The following is a 21,390-nucleotide window of genomic DNA, read 5'->3' on the forward strand; positions in this document are numbered from 1 at the left end:
GAGACAAGCGACTGGCGCGCAACGGTTTAGCTTTTCGGGGCACGGCGAATGGCGTGCCGGAGAGCGCAGCAATCCGCCGACAGTTGGCGCAGATTCTTGGCCGCGAGAACCAAATAGCGAGGTTGCCGCTGCTTGACAACCCCGGTCTCGCGAGTAGACTAAAGACGGTTTTCAAATAGCTTCAATTTGAAAGCCGCCACCCACGAGATTTGCTATGCGAGTAATCGATACCAACCAGATCACCGCGCCGCCGACCGCCGTCGCCGTCAACGAACTGACCCTTGGCGAAGTCGCCGAGATCATCAACCAGCTCAAAGCGGTGCCGAGGCTTGAAGACGTCGAGGCCTGGTTCTCTGCACTGTTGCTGCGCCAGCGTGATTACGATGCTTACCGTCTCTTCAGCCAGCGCAAGTACGCGCGCAACCTGATCGCCCGCAGCCCGTATGCGGAAATGCTGATGCTCTGCTGGCGCTCGGGCCAGCGCACACCGATTCACGATCACGGCGGCTCGATTGGCGTCGTCATGGTCGCCGAAGGCTGCCTGACCGAGACCATGTACGAGCGCACGGCGGAAGGCCGCGTTCGGCCATACAACACACACCGCTGGAGCCCGGGCGCGATTACCGGCGCTGACGTGCCGGACATTCATTGCTTGATGAATCTGCAACCGAAGGGTCGCGACCTGGTGACGCTGCATTGTTACGCGCCGCCGCTTTCGGTGCTCAATACCTTCAGCCCGCACAGCCTGCGCACGCGCCGCTGGCGCGAAGGCTATTTCAGCGGCGGCGCGGGCATCTGAAGCCGCCGGCCGCCGGTGCCGGTCATTCGCTCAAGGAGCAATCGGTTATGCATGACACAACCCCATTCGCTCGCCGTCGCGTCGTGGCGCTGCTCGTCGGCGCGCTGCTCGTCTTCAACGCCGCCGTCGCTCAGGCACAATCTGGCCGCCGCATTCCCAAACGCCCGACGACCTCGGACCCGATGCCGCAGAAAGAGAGTGAGCCGCCCGTCGTTCAATCCGATGAGAAGAAGAACGATAAGCCGGCGCTTACGATCCTGCTGGCCAAGCACATGGACGCCTTCGTCTCCGGCTCGGACATCTATTTGAATATCGTGATGGACGGGTTTATGTCGCGCGTCGAGAAATATAGAAACATCAGGGTCGAGCCGGCGGGCCGCGACATGAACCGCAAGGAGGCGTATGATGCGGCGAAAGCGGCGCCCGACCGCTACGTCATCTGGTTTCAACTGGTGCCCGATTCAGGCTACACAAGCCAGCAGTCGACCTACAACTCGCAAGCCTATGCCGCCTACCTGTACATCGATTACGTCGTCTTTACGCCGGGCACAGGCAAGACAAAAACATCCGGGCACGTCTACCAGCGAACCAGGGGCGCCGGTCCTGTGAACATGCCGTTGCCGGGACGCACGTCTGCCGAGTACAGCTTGCGCAACGCCGGCATGGAACTGGCAGATCAGGTACTAGGCTCGCTCGACCTCAATTCGCCGACGACCACACCGACGACGCATTGAGCAACGCGAGACCAGAATGAGATATGGCTTTCTGATTGACCACCGCAAGTGCATCGGCTGCCATGCCTGCACGGTCGCCTGCAAGTCTGAACACCAAGTCCCTGTCGGCGCCTTCCGCACCTGGGTGAAGTACATCGAAAAGGGCCAGTACCCCGATACACGGCGCTACTTCTCTGTGATGCGCTGCAACCACTGTGACGACGCGCCGTGCATCACCATCTGCCCGGTGACGGCGCTCTTTCGTCGCGCGAACGGCATCGTGGACTTCGACGGCGACCGCTGCATCGGTTGCAAATCCTGCATGCAGGCCTGCCCTTACGACGCGCTCTACATCAACCCGAACACCAACACCGCCGAGAAATGTAACTACTGCGCGCACCGCGTCGAAGCCCAGCTGGAGCCCGCCTGCGTCATTGTCTGCCCTGTGCAAGCCATCGTCTCTGGGGACATGGACGATCCGACCGCAAAGATTTCACGGCTGATTTCGTCCGAACAGACATTGGTGCGCAAGCCCGAAGCCGGCACGAAACCGAAGCTGCATTACATCGAAGCCGATCAGTCATCGCTGGTGCCGACCGACCAGTCGCATACGGATGGCTACCTGTGGTCTGAAATTCAGATGGACCCGCTGATGCGGAACGAACAGGCGATGGCCGAGATGGACGCAAAGGCGCGAACGACGTATGACATCGCGCATGATCGTCCGTGGGGTTGGAAGGTTTCGGCCTATCTCTGGACGAAATCGATTGCCGCCGGCGCGTTCCTGCTCGCGGCCATCGCGCTCGGGTTTGGCTTCGTCCGCTCGCACTGGGTCTTTGAGGCGGCTGCGCCGCAACTGGCGCTACTCTTCCTGGCGGCGACCGTGGCGCTGCTGGTGCTGGATTTGAAGCGGCCCGAACGGTTCCTGCGCATCTTGTTGATGCCGCAGTGGCGCTCGTGGCTGGTGATCGGCGGTTACATTCTACTGGCCTATGGCGGCGTCATTATGCTCTGGCTGGCGTCGCAAACCTTCGGCTGGTTTTTGCTCGAAGGGCCGGCGATGACGGGTGGCGGTTTGTTAGCGGTGGGTTCAGCCGTCTACTCGGCGTTTCTCTTCAAGCAGGCGCGCGGGCGGGTCTTCTGGCACAGCCAACTGACGCCTGTGCATCTGCTGGTGCAAGCCTTCGTTGCCGGCGCGGCCATGCTACTGCTGGTGCTGGCCGTCGAGTCAATGATCTCGGGCCGGCGGCCTATGGATGATGCGTGGCAGTTTCTCTACTACGAGTTGATGGGCGCGCTGGTCGCCAACGGCGTGCTGATGGCCAGCGAGTTGTTCATGCCGGAAGAGCATGTCGAGCGGCGGCGGGCGGCGCGGCTAATCACGCGCGGCTACTTCAGCAAGCTATTCTGGAGCGGCTCGGTCATCCTGGGCGTCGCGTTGCCTTTGATTCTACTGGCAAGCGGCGTGGCGCAGTTCCCTCCCCTGGCCATCGCCGTGTCGTTGCTGTCGCTGGCCGGCCTCTACATCTGGGAGTACATCTGGGTGCAAGCAGGTCAGGCTATACCGCTCAGTTGAGATGAGTTTGATGTCGTGCGGTTAAGCCACAGGTTAGACAGCGGCACTGGCGCGGCTATCTTCGCTCCCACCGGCTACCATCCGCATAGACGACCTTCGTGATAATCACTTCCTCTATCCACGCTTTGCCGTCTTTTTGCTGCGCCTTCGCGTTGACGATCTGCGGCGGGCTGGCATCCGTGTAAGCGGTTACCTGTTTATCCTTGCCGTGCGCGATTCGCGCGTCAGTGTTAAAGCGATGCGCGACCAGTGGCTTTTGCGTCGCCGGATCACTGAAGACGTAAGTCCATTCAAGGCTGACGATCTCTCTAGCGCCGCGGTTCTTAAACCGAAACTTATACTCATAGTTTTTGGTGGTCGGGTCGGGCCGATCAAGCGGCGTGACTTGATAGCGCCTTTCGTCCCGCAGCCGGTTGATCTCATTATAGTTGGGCTTATCTTTTCGACTCTCTTCCGAGATTTGCGCGTCTATGCGCGCGTTTCTCATAGCCTGAATCCTCTGCCCGGTCAGGTTTTCGTTATGCACTAACTTACGCCAACCGGATTTCAGCACCTCGACCTCCGGCTCACTCTGGGCGAACGAAGAGATCGGCAACAGGGTCGCGAACAACAGTGCGAGTGTCAGCTTCTTCATCAGTTTCTCCTTCTCAGAGGGAATCGCAATGGCGAAAATATATACCGATTATCAGTGCGTATGCAAAGGCTCACTGGTGATGTCCACGAGGCGTTGGTCTGGTGAGCGAATCAAAGTATAATGAGCGTGTCGAAAGGTTTGCATATGCCTGAGCGAAAAGACGCGATTGCCAATCCCGACCCGAATTCCCCAACAACTCAATCCAAAGCTTCCGCCGCAAAGCTCTCCAGCTTTCCGCCCTTTGAAAAGTGGGACGACTGGATGGAATACGACGCGCGCAGCTGGCCGCGCAAAGTCGAGCGGCGCTATTCGCTGGTGCCGACCGTCTGCTTCAACTGTGAAGCCGCCTGCGGCCTGCTCGCTTACGTAGACAAAGAGTCGGGCGAGATTCGCAAGCTCGAAGGCAACCCGCAGCACCCGGGGTCGCGCGGGCGCAACTGCGCCAAAGGGCCGGCGACGATCAATCAACTCACAGACCCTGAGCGCATCCTCTTCCCGCTCAAACGCAAGGGGGCGCGCGGCGAAGGCCACTGGGAGCGCACGACCTGGGACGAGGTGCTGGACACCTTTGCGGCCAAGATTCGCCAGGCGCTCATCGAAAACCGCCGCGACGAGGTAATGTACCACGTCGGGCGGCCCGGCCACGACGGCTACATCGAGCGCGTCTTGCAAGCCTGGGGCGTGGACGGCCACAACTCGCACACCAACATCTGTTCGGCGTCGGCGCGCGTCGGCTATGCGCTGTGGCAAGGCGCCGACCGGCCTTCGCCCGATTACGCCAACGCCAAATTTATCCTGCTGATCAGCTCGCACCTTGAGACCGGCCATTACTTCAACCCGCACGCCCAGCGCATCATCGAAGGCAAGATGAGCGGCGCGAAGATCGCCGTCGTTGATCCGCGATTGTCGAACACCGCTTCGATGGCGACCTACTGGCTGTCGCCTTATCCCGGCACCGAAGCCGCGATGCTGCTGGCCATCGCCAACCTGCTGCTTCAAGCTGGCACCTTCAACCATGACTTCGTTCGCCGCTGGGTCAACTGGGAAGAGTTCATGCGCGAAGAGCGCCCCCAGTCGCCTTGCACGTTCGAGGCTTTCATCGAGGCGTTGAAAGAAATCTACGCCGAGTTCACCCCGGAATTCGCCGCCGACGAATGCGGCATCGAAGCCGATAAGATCATCGCCGTAGCTAACGAAATCGCCCAGGCGGGCTCGGCCTTCGCATCGCACATTTGGCGCGCGGCGGCGGCGGGCAATCTCGGCGGCTGGGCGGCGGCTCGCGCCTTGATGTTCATTAACGTCTTGACCGGCAGCATCGGCGCAGAGGGCGGCGTATCGCCGAACGTCTGGAACAAGTTTGTCGCCGCGTCTTTTTCGAAGCCCGCGCCGCAAAAGGTCTGGAGCGAAATCCTCTTCCCGCGCGAATACCCGTTGGCGCATCACGAGATGAGCTTCCTGCTGCCGCACTTTCTGAAAGAGGGGCGCGGCAAGCTCGCCGCCTACTTCACACGCGTCTACAACCCCGTGTGGACGAACCCCGATGGCTTCACATGGGTCGAAGTGCTGCGCGACGAGAGCAAAGTCGAATTGCACGCGGCGCTGACGCCTGTGTGGAGCGAGACCGCCTGGTTTGCCGATTACATCTTGCCGATGGGCATGGGCGCCGAGCGCCACGACCTGATGAGCCAGGAGACACACGCCGGCCAGTGGGTGTCGTTTCGCCAGCCGGTGCAGCGCGTCTTGAAGGAGCGCGCCGGCGAGAAGGTCAACTTCACCTATGAAGCGAATCCCGGCGAGGTCTGGGAAGAGGACGAATTCTGGATCGAGCTGTCGTGGCGGATAGACCCGACGGGCGAGCTAGGCGTGCGCCGACATTTCGAGTCGCCTTACCGTCCAGGCGAAAAGATCACCATCAACGAATACTATCAATGGATATTTGAAAACAGCGTGCCGGGCTTGCCCGAAAAGGCTCGCGGCGAAGGGCTCAAGCCGCTCGATTATATGCGGCGGCACGGCGCATTTACCGTCAAATCGAACGTCTACAAGCAGCATGAAAGCCGGCTCACGGAGACCGAGCTTGAGGGCACGCAGGTTGACGAGCGCACGCAACAGATCATTAAGCCGCAGGGCGCGGGCCAGCAGGTGGCCGGCGTGATGGTTGACGGCGAACCGCTGCGCGGCTTCAACACGCCATCACGCAAGCTTGAGTTTTATTCAAAGACGATGGCCGATTGGCGCTGGCCTGAGTACAAGCTGCCGGCTTACGTGCGCAGCCATGTCTACTGGCGGCAGATGAGCCAGCAAGCGAGCGAGTACATACTTGTGCCGACCTTCCGCCTGCCGACGCTGATTCACACGCGCAGCGGCAACGCCAAGTGGCTCTATGAAATCTCGCACACCAACCCGCTGTGGATGAACCCCGAAGACGCGCAGCGCATGGGTTTTGCCAACGGCGAGCTGGCGCGTGTCAGCACCGAGATCGGTTATTTCGTCATTCGCGTCTGGGTGACCGAAGGCATACGGCCAGGGGTGGTCGCCTGTTCGCACCACCTGGGGCGCTGGCGCTTGAAGCGAGACGAAGGCACAGACCGCTGGGCCTCGGCGCTCGTGGACATTGAAGAGCTAGGCGAAGGGCGCTGGCGCTTGCGGCAAATCGAGGGCGTCAAACCGTTTGCGAGCGCCGATGCCGATTCCGAGCGCATCTTCTGGAAGGAGGGCGGCGTGCATCAGAACCTGAGCTTCGCGGTGCATCCCGACCCGGTGAGCGGCATGCATTGCTGGCATCAAAAAGTGAAGATCGAGAAGGCGCAGCCAGACGACCGCTATGGCGATGTCATCGTTGACACGAAACGTTCGCACGAGATTTATCATGAATGGTTGAAGCAAGCGCGGCCCGCGCCCGGCCCCGATGGCCTGCGCCGCCCGCTGTGGTTTGCGCGCCCGGCCCGCCCGGACAGCGAGACCTATAAGATCAAGGAGAAGTGACAATTGCAGGTCAAAGCAACTTGTCACTCGTCACTTGTCGCTTGTCACGCCGTTCACAATTGGTTAACGTTAAGGGAGACTAATGAGAATTGTCGTCATCGGATTTGGGAGGGTCGGGTCTCGGACCGTTGCGGCGCTTGCTGAGCGCCAGCACGAGATCACGGTCATTGATAAGGAAGCCAGCCGGCTGGGGCGCGCTTCTCACCTCGAAGGCATCGATCTGGTGCAGGGCAACGGCATAGACGTTGACGTTCAGCGTGAAGCCGGCATGGGCGACGCCGATCTGCTGCTGGCGGTGACCCGCGATGACAATGTTAACCTGATGGCGGCACAGGTGGCGCGGACTCATTTCCATGTGCCGCGCGCTATCGCCCGCGTCTACGAACCTTCACACGCCGAAGCCACACAGGAAGACCCACAACTGATTGTCGTTTGCCCGACCTTGCTGGCGGCGCGCGTCATCGTCGAGCAAGTGGATCAGGCGGCCAAGCAGCCGCCGGTGAGCCACATCCCCGCCGAACCGCCAAAGGCGGCGCAGCGGGCACGCTATAACGCGACGGACGAATCACGCTACATCCTGATTGCCGGCGGCGGCAAAGTTGGCGTCAACCTGGCGCGCGAGCTCTACGAGAGCGGCCACGAAGTTGCCGTCATCGAAGTCGACAGCGCCCGCGCCGCGGCGCTGTCGAACAAGCTGGAATGCCCGGTCTTCATCGGCGACAGCTCGACACATGACGTGCTCGAAGAGGCCACCGCCAATCGCGCCCGCGTCTTCGTCGCCGCCACCGGCAGCGATCAAGACAACCTCATCGCCTGCCAGGTGGCCAAAAAAGTCTTCGGCGTACCCAAGACCATCGCCCGCGCATCCAACCCCAAGAACGAAGAGGTCATGGCGCGGCTCGGCGTTGACTCGACGGTCAGCTCGACAGCCATCATCCAGCAGGTCATCGAGCGCGAGTTGCCGACGGTGCGCATTAAGACATTGTTGAGCTTGCAGGAGGGGGCTTATCAGATACTCGAATACCCTGTGGACATCAATTCCCCGGCGGCGAACCGTCAGCTCAGAGAGGTTGTCCTGCCGCCGGAGAGCAACCTGATTGCTATCCTGCGCGGCACCCTGACGGTCGTGCCGCGCGGCGAGACCAGGCTCCAGGAAGGGGACGTGATCGTCGCCCTAGTAAAATCGGAGCAGGAAGCCCAGTTGCGCACCGCTTTGCTCGGTGCTTAGAATTTATCAGTGGGGATTTAGCGAACAAATGGATATGAGTAAAAAAGTTCTAGTGGTCGAAGATCACCACGATACGTCGTTTATGCTCTGCCGTCTGCTGAAGATGGAAGGCTATGAAGTCGAGCATGCGATTGACGGCGTCGTCGGCTACAGCACGGCGACCGCCGAGCATCCCGATTTGATCATCACCGACATTCAGATGCCGCGCATGAACGGCATCGAGATGATCCGCCGCATCCGCGAAGCCTCGGATATGCAGGAGACGCCCATCATCGTGATGAGCGCCTACGGCAAGCGGGTTATCGATGACGCGCTCGAAGCCGGCGCCGATGATTTTGTCGAAAAGCCTATCGATTTCGACAAGTTTCTCTCGGCAATCAAAGCGAAACTGCCCACCGTTTAACGCCCGGCGGCAGGCGCTTCGGAAAACCGCTCTGCCGGACGTGTGGCGTAGCCGGATGCCCGCCTGCCTCAGAGACTCCCTGGCCCCCTCCTGAGCATCTCGCATTTACAGCCGTTTTCGATAGCGTTTGCCATGTAGCGCAATCTGTTAGATTGCGCGAGTCAAGGCGCAATCTAACAGATTGCGCTACACCCCGGCGATGCCTTTACTGCGCGTCTGCCGGGCCGTAAATGATGGCGGATTCGTCTACGGTCGGGTGGAAAGAATCAGGGCGGTCAATCTCCGGGTCGAAGGCGCAGGTGCGATTGCGGCCGCTCAGCTTGGCGCGGTAGAGCGCCTGGTCGGCTTTCTGCACCAGCTCAAGCGCGGTCTGCCCGTCGTCGGGGAACGCCGCGACGCCCAGGCTGATGGTGACGTTCATGGTTTGCAGCTTGTCGGTTGCCGACGCCTCGAACGCGTGCGCTTCGACCGTCGTGCGAATGCGCTCGGCGATCTCTAATCCTTTGTCGCGCGGGCCGACGACATAAGCCAGGTACTCTTCGCCACCGTAACGCGCCGCGCGGTCGGCGCTCCCGACAACGTCGCGGATGATGTGGCCGCAGTCGCGGATGGTGTGGCTACCGACCAGGTGGCCGCGCCCATCGTTGACGCGCTTGAAAAAATCGAGGTCCATCATCAACACGCTGATGCGCTGCGGATTGGGGCTGCGCGATTCCTGGTTGATGCGGCGGTCAAGCTCGGCAAACAGGCTGCGGCGCGAGCGCAGGCCAGTCAGTTCGTCGCGCTGCGTCATCTGATGCAGCTTCTCCTGGAACTCGGCCTCGAATTCGTCGAGCATGGCGAACTTCATCATGTGGCCGCCCACCTTGATCTTGTCTCCGTCTTCGAGGAGTTGCTGGCCGGTGATCTTCGTGCCATTCAAATACGTGCCGTTGGTCGAGCCGAGATCGTTGACGTAGTATTCGGCAATGGCGCCTTCGACTTCCTGGCGGAGTATTTCGGCGTGCAGACGTGAGGCGATCTCGTCGCGGATGACGAAGTCCGCCTGCGAGCCGCGCCCAATGACGAGTGGCGATTTATCGAGCGGAACGGTCTGACCGATGGCGTGCCCTTGCAAGACGACCAGCACCGGATGCTTCAGTTTTGGGCGCGCCGTCACCTCGCGCACGTTCAGTTTGATTGTCTTTTCAGCGTCGCTCACAGCTTGCACCTTCAGAGCGCTCACTATAACAACAACCGCCGAAGGCGCGCAATCGCCGCGGCGGGCGGCCCACAGGCCGCGCCCGAGCCCGCCCGGTGCTGGAAGACAGCTTACTTGACCATACATGCAGCGGTCACTAGAATTCTTTAAGTGGTTCCGGGTCGGCAAGAATCAATCTTCCGAGGCGATCAGGCAGGCCGCATGAATGAAGCATCCCAGGAATCCGGCGCGATGAGGGTGGCGTAGATGAGAGTGGAATCAGTATGAACAAGCGCAGTGAAACAACCCAGAACGACGGCAACCCCTGCACGGGTGTCGAGCTTATCGCCGAAGCGAAGCTGCCGACCGATTACGGCGAGTTCCGCATCCTCGGGTTCAAGAGTCTTGTCAGCGGCGAAGAATTCCCCGTCCTTGTCAAAGGCGAGCTGAGCGCCGACCGCCCAAGCCCTGTGCGCATCCATTCACAGTGTTTGACGGGCGATGTCTTTCACTCCTTAAAATGTGATTGCGGTCGCCAGCTCGACCATGCAATGCGGCTGATTCAGGCCGAAGACCACGGCGTCATCGTCTATCAGATGCAAGAAGGGCGCGGCATCGGCATCACCAACAAGATTCGCGCTTATGCCTTGCAAGACGCCGGGCAGGATACCGTCGAAGCTAACCTGTCGCTCGGGTTTGAGGCCGACCTGCGCTCTTACGAGTGCTGCGCCGAGATTTTAAAGCAGCTCGGGCTGCGCCAGATTCGCTTGATGTCAAACAACCCGGATAAGATCGCCGCGCTTGAGCGCGCCGGTTTGCAAATCATTGAGCGCCTGAAGATCGAAATCGAGCCGCACGAAGTTACGCGCCATTACCTGAAGACCAAAAAAGAAAAGATGGGCCACCTGCTCGAAAAGGTAGACGGCATCCCTCGCTCATCATGTAAGGCCATTGCCGAGTCGTGAATCGGCCATCGGTTCCCCTTGAGGTTGATTCGCGCCATTCAGGACTCAGCCGCTATCTGCATCGCTTCATCACTTGTGAGCGCCACACACGCGCCGCTCGCCGGCGCAAGCAGCAAAAGAAAATCGTCCGCGCGCTTTATCCTCAGCGGGCCGGCGCTTTCGCCGCCCGGTGCCGCGCGCAAAGCCGACCGCGCCGGCTCCGTAATCAAAATCTCATCGCCCCATTGCAAGACCCAACGCCCGTCGCCTTCATTAGCGATCACCGTTCGCACCCTGCCGCGCTCGACTTGCACCGCCGCACGCCGCTCAAGCTCGTCCCGGAGGATCAGTGCATACTTGCGCGCCTCTCTGACGTTGAGCGTCGCCCGCTGGTCAAAGTCACGAATGGCCATGCCTTCTCTGGTCTGCTCAACGGTTAGTTCATAGCCCGGCGCTTGCTCTGCAAATGTCGTCACGCTCCCTGATTCGGCGAAACGCTCAAGCGCATCTACGAGTTTGAAAGCCGAATGCAGATGAACAGTAACGCCTTTGATCGGCCACGTGGGCGGCCTTGCGTGTGAAACGGTCTGGCCGCCAGGCGCGAGCAGCCCGGCGCGGCGTTCCAGCTCGGCAAGGTGATCCGCACCCAGCAACACCCATCGGCCCGTCCGCTGATCGCTCAGCAATAAGCGGCCAGCGCCGGTCGAAACTTTCAGCCATTCGGGCAGCGTCGCATCACTGGCGGAGGGATTCACTCCCTGGTTGTAAACGCGCAGCAAAGCCGCGACCGTGTCGGCTTCGAGCCACAGTTCGGATTGCGGGTGAGAAAGTAAGAGCGATTCATTGACATTCGCAATAACGATCTCGTCGGCCATTCGCGCGATCTCATAGTGTTCTGATCGAAACCCGATGGTCGCCGCGTAATGACGCGCCTCCGGTTGGCCAAGCGCCGCCTCGTGCGCCTGGAAGCGCAAAGCCATTTCAGCGCCCGAGCGCTGAATCAAACCGTTGCCGCCCTGCTTGACGACGCGCGAGTTGAACGCGCCATCGTTCAAGTATGCGGCCAGTGCGTCCGCCAGATAGGGTGCGAAAGCGAGGCTGCAACGGATCGCAAGTATGTTGAGCATCATCGCCTTTCTTAGTCTGCGGGAATCGCGCCACCTTGCCGACTACAATCAAGTATAGCCCGGCAGACAACCGATGCATATTGCAACCCGCGAAAGTTTTCGATAGAACTGAGTTATGTCGAGAAAGGGATCGCAACCCCTGGGGCCGATCAAAGCGGCGCTCGAAGGTATGGTGCTCGAATCCGACGGCCCCGAGATCAAGAAAGGGCTATGGGAAGTCGGCGTCTACCTGGGCACTGACGATTTCATCTATTACATCGTCGCCGAAATGAAAGGCAGCGCGATCAGTTACTCGATCATCAGCAAACGCCGCATCGGCGAATACCTGCGATGGGTAGACGGATTATTCCGGCCCGGTCAAGTGCCGAGCGAATCGGCAGGCATCCACTTCCGCGCCGCCCGCAAGCTCCGTGAACTGATCTGATGCCATCAATAGACTACCGGCCAATGACAAACGCGGGAGAGGGGTGGTATAGTCATTATATGCTCTACAGAAAGCCCCGTGTCGGCGCAGAAATCGAATCCTACTGCGGCAGCTGCAAGGAAGAACGCACGCACATTATCGCCGCAATGGACAGTGACATCGTCAAGCGCGTCACCTGTTCGATGTGCGGCGGCACCCATAACTTCAAGCGCAAAGCGACGGCTGCTGCCTCTAGCGACGCGCCCAAAACGAAACGCGCCACGGGCTCTAGCCGCTCGAAAGCGAACCAGGCGTTTTCCATCGACCCGTCACGCCCACAGAAAGCCTACGACATGAACCACAACTATTCGGCAGGCGACGTGATCAGTCACCCGAAGTTTGGGCCCGGCCTGGTCGAAACCAGCTTGCCGCCGAATAAGATCGAGGTGCGCTTTCAGGAAGGCAAAAAGATGCTACTGCACAATATGAAGAACTTTCGCGGCTGAGTCTTGGGCTTGAGCTTTTGGGCCTGAGCGTCTGGCGGCGCCCGAAAAACAGAAGGCCGGAGCGAACTCGTCTACTCCGGGCCTTTGTTGCTGTGCAGGTGATTTTCTTGCTGAACTACGTACCGCTCGGCGTCGCGCCAGGGCCGCCGCTACCCTTTAAAGAAATCCGCGTTCTTCCTGATGAACTGCTGCCATTTGGCCGGCACCTCGGCTTCGATAAAGATCGCCGACACCGGGCAGGCCGGCTCGCAGGCGGCGCAATCGATGCAGGTGACCGGGTCAATGTACATCTGCGGCTCATCCGGCCCGCCTTGAATGCAATCAACCGGGCAAACATCGACGCACGCCAGTTCCTTAGTGCCGATGCAGGGTTCACAAATCACATACGTCAAACTTGCCGCTCCGCGTTTACTTGTTGGTGTACCAGTCGGCGTTGATCTTCACGAAGTGCCGCCACTGTTCGGGCAAATCGTCTTCGGTGAAGATGGCTTGCACGGGACAGGCGGGCTCGCAGGCGCCACAGTCAATGCATTCATCCGGGTGAATGTAGAGCAGTTCTGCTGCTTCAAACTCCGGCTCATCCTTCCGAGGATGAATACAATCGACAGGGCAAACGTCCACGCATGCCGTGTCCTTCGTCCCTATACAGGGTTCCGCAATAATATAAGTCATCTAAGCGTAAGCCTCCTTTTCGAGAGTTTCAGCCAAGAAAATGATGCAACCTGTCAGCGCTATAAATTTGGCCGATTTGATAGCCGGAGTCAAGCACGAACGCATTGCCGGCAAGCCGCTTATATCAAAGAAATTTCACATTGATTTCAAGTGCTGCGGCGACAGCGAGGCAGGCGGCAGCCAGTCCATTCCCCCGTGCAGCAAATCCGTGTCATGGCCGGTCGCAAAGCTTCTGCGGCCCGCGGCAGTTAGGGCTCACCGGTCTCCGGTTCGAACGTGATGTGCGGAATCATGGTCGCCTTTTCCTTCAAAGTGACTCGTCCCGCCATGGTCTTCGGCTCAGGCTTCTTCGGCGTGAAGGCGAGCGTGCTGTCAACCAGTTCCTGATTCGGCCTGTAGCCCAACCCGAACTCCGGCAACTCCTCTCGCTTCATCAGGCGGTCAATCCCCCAGATCGTCTCTTCGCGGCTGAAGGCGGAGATTTCGGTCTCGCGGCTCATGATGATCGCCTCTTCGGGACAGGCGTCAACGCAGAAGCCGCAGAAGACGCAGCGCAGCATGTCAATCTCGAAGCGCGCCGGCGCTTTTTCGATCAGCGGGTCGGCGACTTCCTTTGGCTCGATGTAAATGCAATCCGCGGGACATGCGGTCGCGCACATATAGCAAGCCACGCAGCGTGGGCTGCCGTCTTCGCGCGCCGTCAGAATGTGGGCGCCGCGATAACGGTCGGAATAGGTGCGGCGCTCTTCGGGGTAGCTGATCGTCGCGCTGACCTTGCCCGTCAAATTGTCCTTCATACGCGTCAGCGTCAGCCCCATGCCGACCAGCGGGCCGAGGATGTCTTTGACAATCGAGCTTCCCTTCTCTGAAAGGTCTGAGACATTGATTACTTTTGCTTCTTTTTTCATAAGCGTGCGAGATTCTAAAGCGAACGATTAACGCTCAACCGCTTGCGTTGCCGTTACGGTTCGGCTAGCTCCTGAACGCCTCGACGCGCTCAGACATGGTGGCAAACACATCGTCTGCCGTCATCCAGCGCGACTCGGCGCCGCTCGTGTGCAACAGCATGGCGAAGACTTCCCACACCGGCAAGATGTCGCCGCCCGGCTCGATGGCTTTGGCCGCCGCCTGCACGCGGCCTTGATAATTCGTGTAGCTGCCGCCCTCTTCAGACCACGCCGCGACCGGTAAGACGACGCTGGCTTGCTGCTGCCAGTCGGCGCGGTGCGCCGCCAGCACGACCGAGTATTCCAGCGAGCGCACCAGCTCGGCAATCTTCGCCTCGGCCTCGGCGTCGCTTTCACGCGGCACCAGCGGCTTGAAGTAAAGCACCACGCCGGCCTTCACGCGACCATCGCGCGCCGCGCGAATTGCGCCGTCAATACCGCCAAGCTCGGCGCTCGCAAGATCGAGCTTCAACGCGCCCATCGTGTTCGGGTGCTTGTCGTGGTGGCGCAAAACGTCGTCTTCTTTTTCAGTAACGCGCTGGTCTTCCGAGTCTGTGCGAAAATCGAATAAGCTCGCGCCGATCTGCTCGCCCAGGTAGTGTTTGAACAGGTAGAGCGCTTCGTTGGTCGCCGACGGCGAAGCGAACCCGAGGACGGCGTTGGCGCCCGCCGCGCCGGCAATCTCTTTGAGGCGCGTGTCAATCGAGCGCGCCGCGTCACTCCACGTCGCTTCCCTGTGCGCCCCGGTGCCATCTTTAACCAGCGGATACAGGAGGCGCTCGCCCTGCTCTAGCTCGTGAAAGCTGTAGCGGCCTTCGTCGCAAAGCCAGCTCTGATTGACTTCGACGTTGCGCCGCGCCTGCAAGCGAAAGATGGTGCCGTCGCGTTGATCGATGCGCATGTTGCATCCCGTCGAGCAGCCGCCGCAGACCGAATCGGTCGAATGCAGGAACCAGACGCGCGCCTTGAAGCGGAAATCGTGATCCGTCAGCGCGCCGACCGGGCAGATTTCCGCGACGTTGCCGGCGTAGGGGTTCTCGATCTTCTGATTGCCGATGGTGCCGATGCGGACGTGGTCGCCGCGCCCGAAGAATTGGAGCTCGCCGGTCTTGGTCACATTCTCGAAGAAGCGAACGCAGCGCGAGCACTCGACACAACGCTCCTGGTCGAGCATCACCGGGCCGAGGTCAACCGCTTTCGACTTGCGCACCTTGAGCGACTGCGCGATCTCGCTGGTGTGCAGGCCGTAGACCATGTAGTAATCCTGCAAGCGGCACTCGCCCGCCTGGTCGCACACGGGACAATCAACCGGGTGGTTGATGAGCAAGAATTCCAACACGCCGCGCACCGCCGTCTTGACGCGCTCGTTGGCCGCACGCACCACCATGCCTTCGCTCACGACGGTCGTGCAGGCGGGCGTGAGCTTTGGCATCTTCTCGACCTCGACCAGACACATGCGGCAGTTGCCATCAATCGGCAGGTCGGGGTGGTAACAGTAATGCGGGATTTCGACCCCGTGATCCTGGGCAGCCTGAATGATCGTCTGTCCCGGCTGCGCCTCGACTTCTTGATCGTTAAGAATGAACTTTGGCATCGCTCAATTTTCCAAAAACCGAGATGATAATCTCGCCTACGTTTAGCTCTGCTCGTAAGCCTTACCGAAGCTTTCGATGTGGAAGCGAATGGCTGATTGTACATCAGTTAACGCCTCGTCATACGTGTCGCCCTCGCCGACCACAACGCCCTTCAGCCCTAGTGGATAAGCCACGTAGCCATCGACATGCTTTTCAATAATGATCTTGACTTGCCTCATTGTTACACTCATCCAATTATCGCCCGCATAACGCTTCAAACTCGTCGCGGTACTTGGTCACGAAGCTGCGGATCGGCATCACGTCGGCGTCCGCCAGCGGGCAGATCGTTTTGCCTTCCATATTGTCCATGATCTTCATCAACAGATCGAGGTCGGACTTTCTGCCCTTGCCGGCGACGAGGTTGTGCAAGAGCTTCGCCGCCCAGCCCGTGCCTTCGCGGCACGGCGTACACTGGCCGCACGATTCGTGCGCGTAAAAGTCTGCGATCACCGTCAGCACTTCGGGCATGCTCACGGTGTCGTCAAAGACGATGAACCCGCCGGAACCAAGCATCGTGCCGGCCTTCGCCAGCGACTCGTAATCGAGCAACACGCCCTCGCACTCGGCGGCGGTAAGCACCGGCACGCTTGAGCCGCCGGGAATCACCGCTTTCAGCTTGCGGCCATTGGGGATGCCGCCGCATTCGTTGTAGATGAAATCGAGCAGCGGATAGCCGAGGTCTACTTCATAGACGCCAGGCTTGTTAATGTGGCCTGACGCAGAAAAGAGCTTCGTGCCCTTGCTCTTCTCCGTGCCCATAGCCGCGTACGCCGCAGCGCCGTTATTGATGATCCACGGCAGCGCCGCCAGCGTCTCGACGTTGTTGACCACGGTTGGCGAAGCGAGAAAGCCGCTCACCGCCGGGAACGGCGGCTTGATGCGCGGATAGCCGCGATAGCCTTCAAGCGACTCGATCAGCGAAGTCTCTTCGCCGCAGATATAAGCGCCCTGTCCGAGATGCAGGTGCATGTCGAGCGCGTAATCCTTGCCCATCACCGACGGGCCGAGCAAGCCGGCGGCGTAGGCTTCACTGAGCGCACGGTTGAGCGGCTTGACCAGAAAGCCGAACTCGCCGCGCATGTAGATGTAAGAGAGATGACAGTCGAGCGCGTAGGCGGCAATCGCCATGCCTTCGATCATGGCGTGCGGGTTACGCTCAAGCAGCAGGCGATCCTTGAAGGTGCCCGGCTCGCTCTCGTCAGCGTTGCAGAGCAGGTAAGTCGGCTTGCCGGTGTTGCGCGGCACAAAGCTCCACTTCATGCCGGTCGGGAAGCCCGCGCCGCCGCGCCCGCGCAGGCCGCTCGCTTTCACTTCATCAATCAGGGCGGTCGGCTCCATCTGCAAGGCTTTCTCAAGCGCCTTGTAGCCGCCGTGCTTGCGGTAAACTTCGAGCGTCTCGTAGCCCGGCGTGTTAATGTGCTCTAGCAGTGTCTGTATACCCATCGCGCTTTTTCTCTCGTCAATCTCGAACGACCGGACGCGGCCCGCTCCGCCAGCCTCTCCCGCGCCGGCGAATTACTGGCTCGCGGCTTCCCTGCGTAATTGCTCGATGACTTCGCCCATCTTTTCCGGCGTCAGGTTTTCGATGTAACGATCTCCGACCTGCATCGCCACTGCCGTGCCGCATGACGCCAGGCATTCGGTGAAGTCCCAACTAAACAAACCGTCCGGCGTGACCTCTTGCGCTTCGACGCCAAGAATCCGCTTCGCCTCGGCCATGCACCCGGTTGCGCCTTTCAGCCAGCAGCTGACGTTGCGGCAAATTTCCAGGTGGTACTTGCCGACAGGTTTCTGGCGCAGCAGGACATAAAAGGACGATACGCTTTTCATGTCTGCCGGCGGGTAATCCATCAGGCCGCCGATGTAGTCGGCGACTTCTTCGGATATCCAGCCGAACTCGCGCTGCGCTAGCGTCAGCACAGGGATCACCGCCGCCCGCTTGGCCGGATAGCGGCGGATGATGTCATTGTACTCACGCATCGCCTCTTCGCTGAATTGAACCATCAGTCAAGCTCTCCTGATGTAGCGCAAGCTGTTAGCTTGCGCACAACCGTTCACAAGTCTCCAGCAGCGCAAGCTAACAGCTTGCGCTACATTCTACCGGTCAAGCTCGCCGGCGACGATGTTATAACTGCCGAGCGTGGCGACGGCGTCGGCGATCAGATGACCTTCGATCATCTTCGGATAGGCAGAAAATAGCGGGAAGCAGGGGCCGCGCGCATGAATGCGCCACGGGCGCATCGAGCCGTCGCTGACGATGTAAAACCCAAGCTCGCCGTTGCCGGCTTCCGAGTAGCCGTAGACTTCGCCCGGCGGCACCTGAATGCCGTGCATCTGCAATTTGAAGTGGTTCATCAGGTCTTCGATGTTCGTATAGACGCCCTTCTTCGGCGGCAGCGTGATGCGGCGGTCGTCAACCTGAACCGGGCCTTCAGGAAGGTTTTCAAGCGCCTGCTCGACGATGCGGGCGCTCTGGCGCATCTCTTCAAAGCGCACCAGGAAGCGGTCGTACATATCGCCGGTGTTGCCGATGGGGATTTCAAAGTCGAAGTCTTCGTAGCTCGAATACGGGTGGTTCTGGCGGATGTCGTAAGGCACGCCCGCGGCGCGCAGCATCGGCCCGGTGAAGCCCCAGTCAATCGCCTCCTTGCCGCTGATGGGCGTGATGCCGACGGCGCGATCCTTAAAGATGATATTCCCCATATTCAACTTGACCAGATCGTTGATGTATCCGGGGATGCGCTTAAGCACTTCGCGGCAGCGCGGGATGAAGTCCTTCGGCAAATCCGACGCCAGACCGCCGACGCGCACATAGCTGACCATCATGCGCACGCCCGCCGTCATTTCCAGCAAGTCGTAAATCTCTTCGCGCAGCTCCAGCGCATACCAGAAATTGGTCAGCGCGCCGAGGTCAACCAGGTTCGTGCTGATGCAGACCATGTGATCCATGATGCGCGACAGCTCGCCGAGGAGGACGCGAATGTATTCGACGCGCTTCGGCACCTGGATGCCAAGCAATTTTTCGACGGCGCACGCGTAGCCGACGTTGTTGAGGAACGACGAGCAGTAGTTCAGCCGGTCTGTGTACGGGATGACCTGATTCCACTGGTGCGTTTCGGCCATCTTCTCAAAGCAGCGGTGCAGGTAACCGATCTCGACGTCGGACTCGATGATCATTTCACCGTCCATCCGCGCGACGATGCGCAGGGTGCCGTGCGTCGCCGGATGCGACGGGCCGACGTTGATGATGGTCGGCTCTGGCGCTAGGCGATCAATCTCGTGGCCTTCCCATTGCGTCTTGTATTCGATAGGCAGCTTGTAATCGCGCGACAGCGGCGTGCGCCCGCCCGGATCGTGATCCTTGCGCAGGGCGTAGCCCTCGAACTCCTCGTGACAGAGGATGCGGCGCAGGTCCGGGTGGTAGCGAAAGTTGATCCCGAACATGTCATAGGTTTCGCGCTCCCACCAGTTCGCCGTCTTCCAGATCATGCTGACGGTGTCGACTTCGGGCCGGTCTTCGGGCACAGGCACCTTCAGGCGGATGCGGTGGCCGTGGTCTATCGAGTACATGTGATAGACGACGTTGAAGCGCTCGTCGCGCGTCTTGTCGGGGTAGCCGAGGTTGTCGAGCCCCGTGACCGTCGACAGCAAGTCGAACCTGGTCGTCGGATCTTCCTTGAGCGACCGGCAAATGTCTTGCAGGCGGTCGGGCCGCACGGTGACGGCAAGGTCGCCGCGAAAATCGTTGACGTCGAGAATCTCTTCCTTGAAGCGTTCTTCGAGCAGCGCCACGGTCGGGTTGCGTGGGGCGACCGGCTCGCGGCTGATCTGCACCAGGCGGGTCGCTTCGCGCGCCTGCTGTTCGGCGATCAGCAAGGGCTTGGGCGCGCTCTCGGTGATCTCCTTGCGCATCCGCAGGCGCAGTTCTTCGCGCGCGTACGGGTCGTTAATCCGCTCGGTCTTGACGACCTCCTGGATCATCAGCACGGCTTGCAGCACGGCTTCAGGGGTCGGCGGGCAGCCCGGGATGTAAACGTCTACGGGAAGAAATTCGTCAATCCCCTGGACGACGTGATAGGCGCGATAGAAGCCGCCCGAAGTGGCGCAGGCGCCCATGGAAACGACCCACTTGGGGTCGGGCATCTGATCGTAAATTTTCTTGAGCACCGGCACCATCTTGTCGGTGATCGTGCCCATAACCAGAAGCATGTCGGATTGGCGCGGCGAGAAACGCACGACTTCGGCGCCGAAGCGCGCGATATCGTAGTGCGCCGAAACGACCGACATGAATTCGATGGCGCAGCAGGCCGTCCCAAAAGGCATGGGCCAGAGCGATCCGCCGCGCGCCCAGTTGACGACACTGCTTACGGTAGTGGTCAGGAAATTGTCGCCAGACTTGGAATCAACAGCCATTCTCTATCCTCTTTCTTAAGCGTCCGTCGCGCCGGCGGGCGACGGTTTACAGCGACATTGGCAATAATGATTTGAGCGTCAATCAAAATCTTATCGCCCGCATCAGTGAGAGTCAAACAACGGCTATTTGGAGACCTGCAAGCAGCCCACGCGGCGTGACGCAATGACCATGATGACAGGCGGGTTTCTGCGCCGGCACGTAAACAGTGAATCTACCGTCTGCCCGCCGGCTTGTCAACGAAGCGATCCGAATGTCAGTATGGACGAAACGACGAGCAATCGAGGTGCTTATGGGAAAGAGTCTCATTGACCATTACCGCCGCTGGTTCGATTACGAGATGGACGCCCACGCGAAAGTCCTGGCGTCACTTGCGGCCTGCCCGGAGGATCGGCGCGCGACACCGGAGTACGGCAAAGCCATTGACCTGTTCGCGCACATGATGTTGGCGCGGCGGCTCTGGCTCTACCGCTTCGGCCTGCTCGCGGAAGGCCCGGCCGAATTCTTTCCGCAAAACGTCGCGCTCGCTACCGTCCAGGCGATGGCCGAAGAAACCCACGCCGCCTGGACGGCTTACTTCGAGCGGCTGGACGAAACCGAGCTGGCGCGAATCTTTGAATACCGCGCGCTTGACGGGCCGCGCTTTCGCAACCGCGTCGAAGACATCCTGACGCAGCTATTCGGCCACTCATGGTATCATCGCGGCCAGATCGCCATGCTGCTGCGGCTAGCGGGCGCCGAGCCGGCGGCGACCGATTTCGTCTTCTGGAGCCGCGAGTTCATCGGCGAATGAATGCCGTCGCCTTTGATCTATCGCGGCTCAATCTCCCAACACCGTAATCACCACTTCACGATTGCGCGGGCCATTGCATTCGACAAACAGCAGCCGCTGCCATGTGCCTAGCACCAGCTCGCCGCCGCGCACAGGCACGGTCAGGCCGGCCCCGACAATCGAGCTGATCATATGATCGGGCGCATGCGACGGGTCGTGTGCGTGGCGAAAGCGTATGGCCGGAATGATCTTCTCCAGCACCTCCATCAAGTCTTCGTCCGTGCCTTCGATAGCTTCGCCCGTGGTGATGCAGGCGGTGGTGTGCGTGACAAAGACATTGCACAGGCCATCGCGCGCGCCGCTCTGCGATAGAAACTGCTGAACGCGGTCGGTGATATCGATCACCTGCTTGTCGCGCTTCGTCGCAATCCTGACGGTCGTGGTCGGCATGTTGAT

General features: G+C 60.1%; 22 protein-coding genes. 10 read left to right on the forward strand and 12 right to left on the reverse strand.

What is annotated here, in order from left to right:
• Positions 1 to 214 precede the first annotated feature (214 nt).
• From VJ464_18350 to nrfD, 3 genes are read left to right on the forward strand one after another with little or no spacing between them, the layout of a single operon-like run.
• Positions 215 to 799 carry a cysteine dioxygenase family protein gene (locus tag VJ464_18350; protein HKQ07095.1) on the forward strand — a complete coding sequence of 195 codons (585 nt, stop codon included), beginning with the start codon at positions 215 to 217 and terminating at the stop codon, positions 797 to 799.
• 47 nt (positions 800 to 846) lie between these two features.
• The gene (locus tag VJ464_18355) at positions 847 to 1,533 is read left to right on the forward strand and encodes a hypothetical protein (GenBank protein ID HKQ07096.1); all 687 of its coding nucleotides are present in this window, start codon (positions 847 to 849) and stop codon (positions 1,531 to 1,533) included.
• A 16-nt stretch (positions 1,534 to 1,549) separates the two neighbouring features.
• Positions 1,550 to 3,088, forward strand: coding sequence for an NrfD/PsrC family molybdoenzyme membrane anchor subunit (gene nrfD / locus VJ464_18360; GenBank protein ID HKQ07097.1), 1,539 nt, complete (start codon positions 1,550 to 1,552; stop codon positions 3,086 to 3,088).
• 55 nt (positions 3,089 to 3,143) lie between these two features.
• Here nrfD and VJ464_18365 read toward each other — a convergent pair whose 3' ends face one another.
• Positions 3,144 to 3,722, reverse strand: a complete 579-nt coding sequence (locus tag VJ464_18365; protein ID HKQ07098.1) for a hypothetical protein — start codon at positions 3,720 to 3,722, stop codon at positions 3,144 to 3,146.
• Positions 3,723 to 3,866: 144 nt separating this feature from the next.
• On the opposite strand from VJ464_18365, the gene VJ464_18370 reads away from it, so the two are divergent.
• From VJ464_18370 to VJ464_18380, 3 genes are all read left to right on the forward strand, one after another.
• Positions 3,867 to 6,707 (forward strand): molybdopterin-dependent oxidoreductase, encoded by a 2,841-nt coding sequence (locus tag VJ464_18370; GenBank protein ID HKQ07099.1) that lies wholly within the window; start codon positions 3,867 to 3,869, stop codon positions 6,705 to 6,707.
• An 82-nt stretch (positions 6,708 to 6,789) separates the two neighbouring features.
• Positions 6,790 to 7,935: an NAD-binding protein gene (locus VJ464_18375; protein HKQ07100.1), complete on the forward strand. Its 1,146-nt coding sequence runs from the start codon at positions 6,790 to 6,792 to the stop codon at positions 7,933 to 7,935.
• Between the two features lie 34 nt (positions 7,936 to 7,969).
• Positions 7,970 to 8,338: a response regulator gene (locus VJ464_18380; GenBank protein ID HKQ07101.1), complete on the forward strand. Its 369-nt coding sequence runs from the start codon at positions 7,970 to 7,972 to the stop codon at positions 8,336 to 8,338.
• A 205-nt stretch (positions 8,339 to 8,543) separates the two neighbouring features.
• On the opposite strand, the gene VJ464_18385 is transcribed toward VJ464_18380, so the two are convergent.
• Positions 8,544 to 9,539 (reverse strand): GGDEF domain-containing protein, encoded by a 996-nt coding sequence (locus VJ464_18385; GenBank protein ID HKQ07102.1) that lies wholly within the window; start codon positions 9,537 to 9,539, stop codon positions 8,544 to 8,546.
• Between the two features lie 263 nt (positions 9,540 to 9,802).
• On the opposite strand from VJ464_18385, the gene ribA reads away from it, so the two are divergent.
• Positions 9,803 to 10,483, forward strand: coding sequence for a GTP cyclohydrolase II (gene ribA, locus VJ464_18390; protein HKQ07103.1), 681 nt, complete (start codon positions 9,803 to 9,805; stop codon positions 10,481 to 10,483).
• A 38-nt stretch (positions 10,484 to 10,521) separates the two neighbouring features.
• Here ribA and VJ464_18395 read toward each other — a convergent pair whose 3' ends face one another.
• The gene (locus VJ464_18395) at positions 10,522 to 11,592 is read right to left on the reverse strand and encodes a hypothetical protein (GenBank protein ID HKQ07104.1); all 1,071 of its coding nucleotides are present in this window, start codon (positions 11,590 to 11,592) and stop codon (positions 10,522 to 10,524) included.
• 112 nt (positions 11,593 to 11,704) lie between these two features.
• On the opposite strand from VJ464_18395, the gene VJ464_18400 reads away from it, so the two are divergent.
• A complete protein-coding gene (locus VJ464_18400) occupies positions 11,705 to 12,013 on the forward strand; it encodes a hypothetical protein (protein HKQ07105.1) in 309 nt (102 codons plus the stop codon).
• Positions 12,014 to 12,072: 59 nt separating this feature from the next.
• Positions 12,073 to 12,498, forward strand: coding sequence for a hypothetical protein (locus VJ464_18405; GenBank protein ID HKQ07106.1), 426 nt, complete (start codon positions 12,073 to 12,075; stop codon positions 12,496 to 12,498).
• 149 nt (positions 12,499 to 12,647) lie between these two features.
• On the opposite strand, the gene VJ464_18410 is transcribed toward VJ464_18405, so the two are convergent.
• The 8 genes from VJ464_18410 to nuoD form a co-directional block, all read right to left on the reverse strand.
• Positions 12,648 to 12,890, reverse strand: coding sequence for a ferredoxin family protein (locus VJ464_18410; GenBank protein ID HKQ07107.1), 243 nt, complete (start codon positions 12,888 to 12,890; stop codon positions 12,648 to 12,650).
• Positions 12,891 to 12,906: 16 nt separating this feature from the next.
• A complete protein-coding gene (locus VJ464_18415; protein ID HKQ07108.1) occupies positions 12,907 to 13,170 on the reverse strand; it encodes a ferredoxin family protein in 264 nt (87 codons plus the stop codon).
• Between the two features lie 248 nt (positions 13,171 to 13,418).
• Positions 13,419 to 14,078: an NADH-quinone oxidoreductase subunit I gene (locus VJ464_18420; protein ID HKQ07109.1), complete on the reverse strand. Its 660-nt coding sequence runs from the start codon at positions 14,076 to 14,078 to the stop codon at positions 13,419 to 13,421.
• A gap of 64 nt (positions 14,079 to 14,142) precedes the next feature.
• Complete coding sequence (locus tag VJ464_18425) at positions 14,143 to 15,711, reverse strand: 2Fe-2S iron-sulfur cluster-binding protein (protein HKQ07110.1); 1,569 nt, start codon at positions 15,709 to 15,711, stop codon at positions 14,143 to 14,145.
• A gap of 42 nt (positions 15,712 to 15,753) precedes the next feature.
• Positions 15,754 to 15,930, reverse strand: a complete 177-nt coding sequence (locus tag VJ464_18430) for a type II toxin-antitoxin system HicB family antitoxin (protein HKQ07111.1) — start codon at positions 15,928 to 15,930, stop codon at positions 15,754 to 15,756.
• Positions 15,931 to 15,946: 16 nt separating this feature from the next.
• Positions 15,947 to 17,194, reverse strand: a complete 1,248-nt coding sequence (nuoF, locus tag VJ464_18435) for an NADH-quinone oxidoreductase subunit NuoF (protein HKQ07112.1) — start codon at positions 17,192 to 17,194, stop codon at positions 15,947 to 15,949.
• Between the two features lie 72 nt (positions 17,195 to 17,266).
• Positions 17,267 to 17,755 carry an NAD(P)H-dependent oxidoreductase subunit E gene (locus VJ464_18440; GenBank protein HKQ07113.1) on the reverse strand — a complete coding sequence of 163 codons (489 nt, stop codon included), beginning with the start codon at positions 17,753 to 17,755 and terminating at the stop codon, positions 17,267 to 17,269.
• Positions 17,756 to 17,848: 93 nt separating this feature from the next.
• Positions 17,849 to 20,164, reverse strand: coding sequence for an NADH dehydrogenase (quinone) subunit D (nuoD, locus tag VJ464_18445; protein ID HKQ07114.1), 2,316 nt, complete (start codon positions 20,162 to 20,164; stop codon positions 17,849 to 17,851).
• Positions 20,165 to 20,454: 290 nt separating this feature from the next.
• Here nuoD and VJ464_18450 point away from each other — a divergent pair, with 290 nt between their 5' ends.
• A complete protein-coding gene (locus VJ464_18450) occupies positions 20,455 to 20,955 on the forward strand; it encodes a DinB family protein (GenBank protein ID HKQ07115.1) in 501 nt (166 codons plus the stop codon).
• 27 nt (positions 20,956 to 20,982) lie between these two features.
• Here the strand turns inward: VJ464_18450 and VJ464_18455 are convergent, their stop codons facing one another.
• A complete protein-coding gene (locus tag VJ464_18455) occupies positions 20,983 to 21,384 on the reverse strand; it encodes a secondary thiamine-phosphate synthase enzyme YjbQ (protein ID HKQ07116.1) in 402 nt (133 codons plus the stop codon).
• Positions 21,385 to 21,390 lie beyond the last annotated feature (6 nt).

The sequence above is a fragment of the Blastocatellia bacterium genome (assembly GCA_035275065.1).
In the GTDB taxonomy this organism is placed as follows: domain Bacteria; phylum Acidobacteriota; class Blastocatellia; order UBA7656; family UBA7656; genus DATENM01.

Bases quoted from the DNA above. Each gene is read 5' to 3' on its own strand.
- VJ464_18405 (HKQ07106.1), top strand. From the start codon at position 12,073: ATGCTCTACAGAAAGCCCCGTGTCGGCGCAGAAATCGAATCCTACTGC.
- nuoD (HKQ07114.1), bottom strand. From the start codon at position 20,164: ATGGCTGTTGATTCCAAGTCTGGCGACAATTTCCTGACCACTACCGTA.
- nrfD (HKQ07097.1), top strand. From the start codon at position 1,550: ATGAGATATGGCTTTCTGATTGACCACCGCAAGTGCATCGGCTGCCAT.
- ribA (HKQ07103.1), top strand. From the start codon at position 9,803: ATGAACAAGCGCAGTGAAACAACCCAGAACGACGGCAACCCCTGCACG.
- VJ464_18350 (HKQ07095.1), top strand. From the start codon at position 215: ATGCGAGTAATCGATACCAACCAGATCACCGCGCCGCCGACCGCCGTC.
- VJ464_18440 (HKQ07113.1), bottom strand. From the start codon at position 17,755: ATGGTTCAATTCAGCGAAGAGGCGATGCGTGAGTACAATGACATCATC.
- VJ464_18455 (HKQ07116.1), bottom strand. From the start codon at position 21,384: ATGCCGACCACGACCGTCAGGATTGCGACGAAGCGCGACAAGCAGGTG.
- VJ464_18415 (HKQ07108.1), bottom strand. From the start codon at position 13,170: ATGACTTATATTATTGCGGAACCCTGTATAGGGACGAAGGACACGGCA.
- VJ464_18365 (HKQ07098.1), bottom strand. From the start codon at position 3,722: ATGAAGAAGCTGACACTCGCACTGTTGTTCGCGACCCTGTTGCCGATC.
- VJ464_18400 (HKQ07105.1), top strand. From the start codon at position 11,705: ATGTCGAGAAAGGGATCGCAACCCCTGGGGCCGATCAAAGCGGCGCTC.
- VJ464_18395 (HKQ07104.1), bottom strand. From the start codon at position 11,592: ATGATGCTCAACATACTTGCGATCCGTTGCAGCCTCGCTTTCGCACCC.
- VJ464_18380 (HKQ07101.1), top strand. From the start codon at position 7,970: ATGAGTAAAAAAGTTCTAGTGGTCGAAGATCACCACGATACGTCGTTT.
- VJ464_18430 (HKQ07111.1), bottom strand. From the start codon at position 15,930: ATGAGGCAAGTCAAGATCATTATTGAAAAGCATGTCGATGGCTACGTG.
- VJ464_18375 (HKQ07100.1), top strand. From the start codon at position 6,790: ATGAGAATTGTCGTCATCGGATTTGGGAGGGTCGGGTCTCGGACCGTT.
- VJ464_18370 (HKQ07099.1), top strand. From the start codon at position 3,867: ATGCCTGAGCGAAAAGACGCGATTGCCAATCCCGACCCGAATTCCCCA.
- VJ464_18450 (HKQ07115.1), top strand. From the start codon at position 20,455: ATGGGAAAGAGTCTCATTGACCATTACCGCCGCTGGTTCGATTACGAG.
- VJ464_18355 (HKQ07096.1), top strand. From the start codon at position 847: ATGCATGACACAACCCCATTCGCTCGCCGTCGCGTCGTGGCGCTGCTC.
- VJ464_18420 (HKQ07109.1), bottom strand. From the start codon at position 14,078: ATGAAAAAAGAAGCAAAAGTAATCAATGTCTCAGACCTTTCAGAGAAG.
- VJ464_18425 (HKQ07110.1), bottom strand. From the start codon at position 15,711: ATGCCAAAGTTCATTCTTAACGATCAAGAAGTCGAGGCGCAGCCGGGA.
- nuoF (HKQ07112.1), bottom strand. From the start codon at position 17,194: ATGGGTATACAGACACTGCTAGAGCACATTAACACGCCGGGCTACGAG.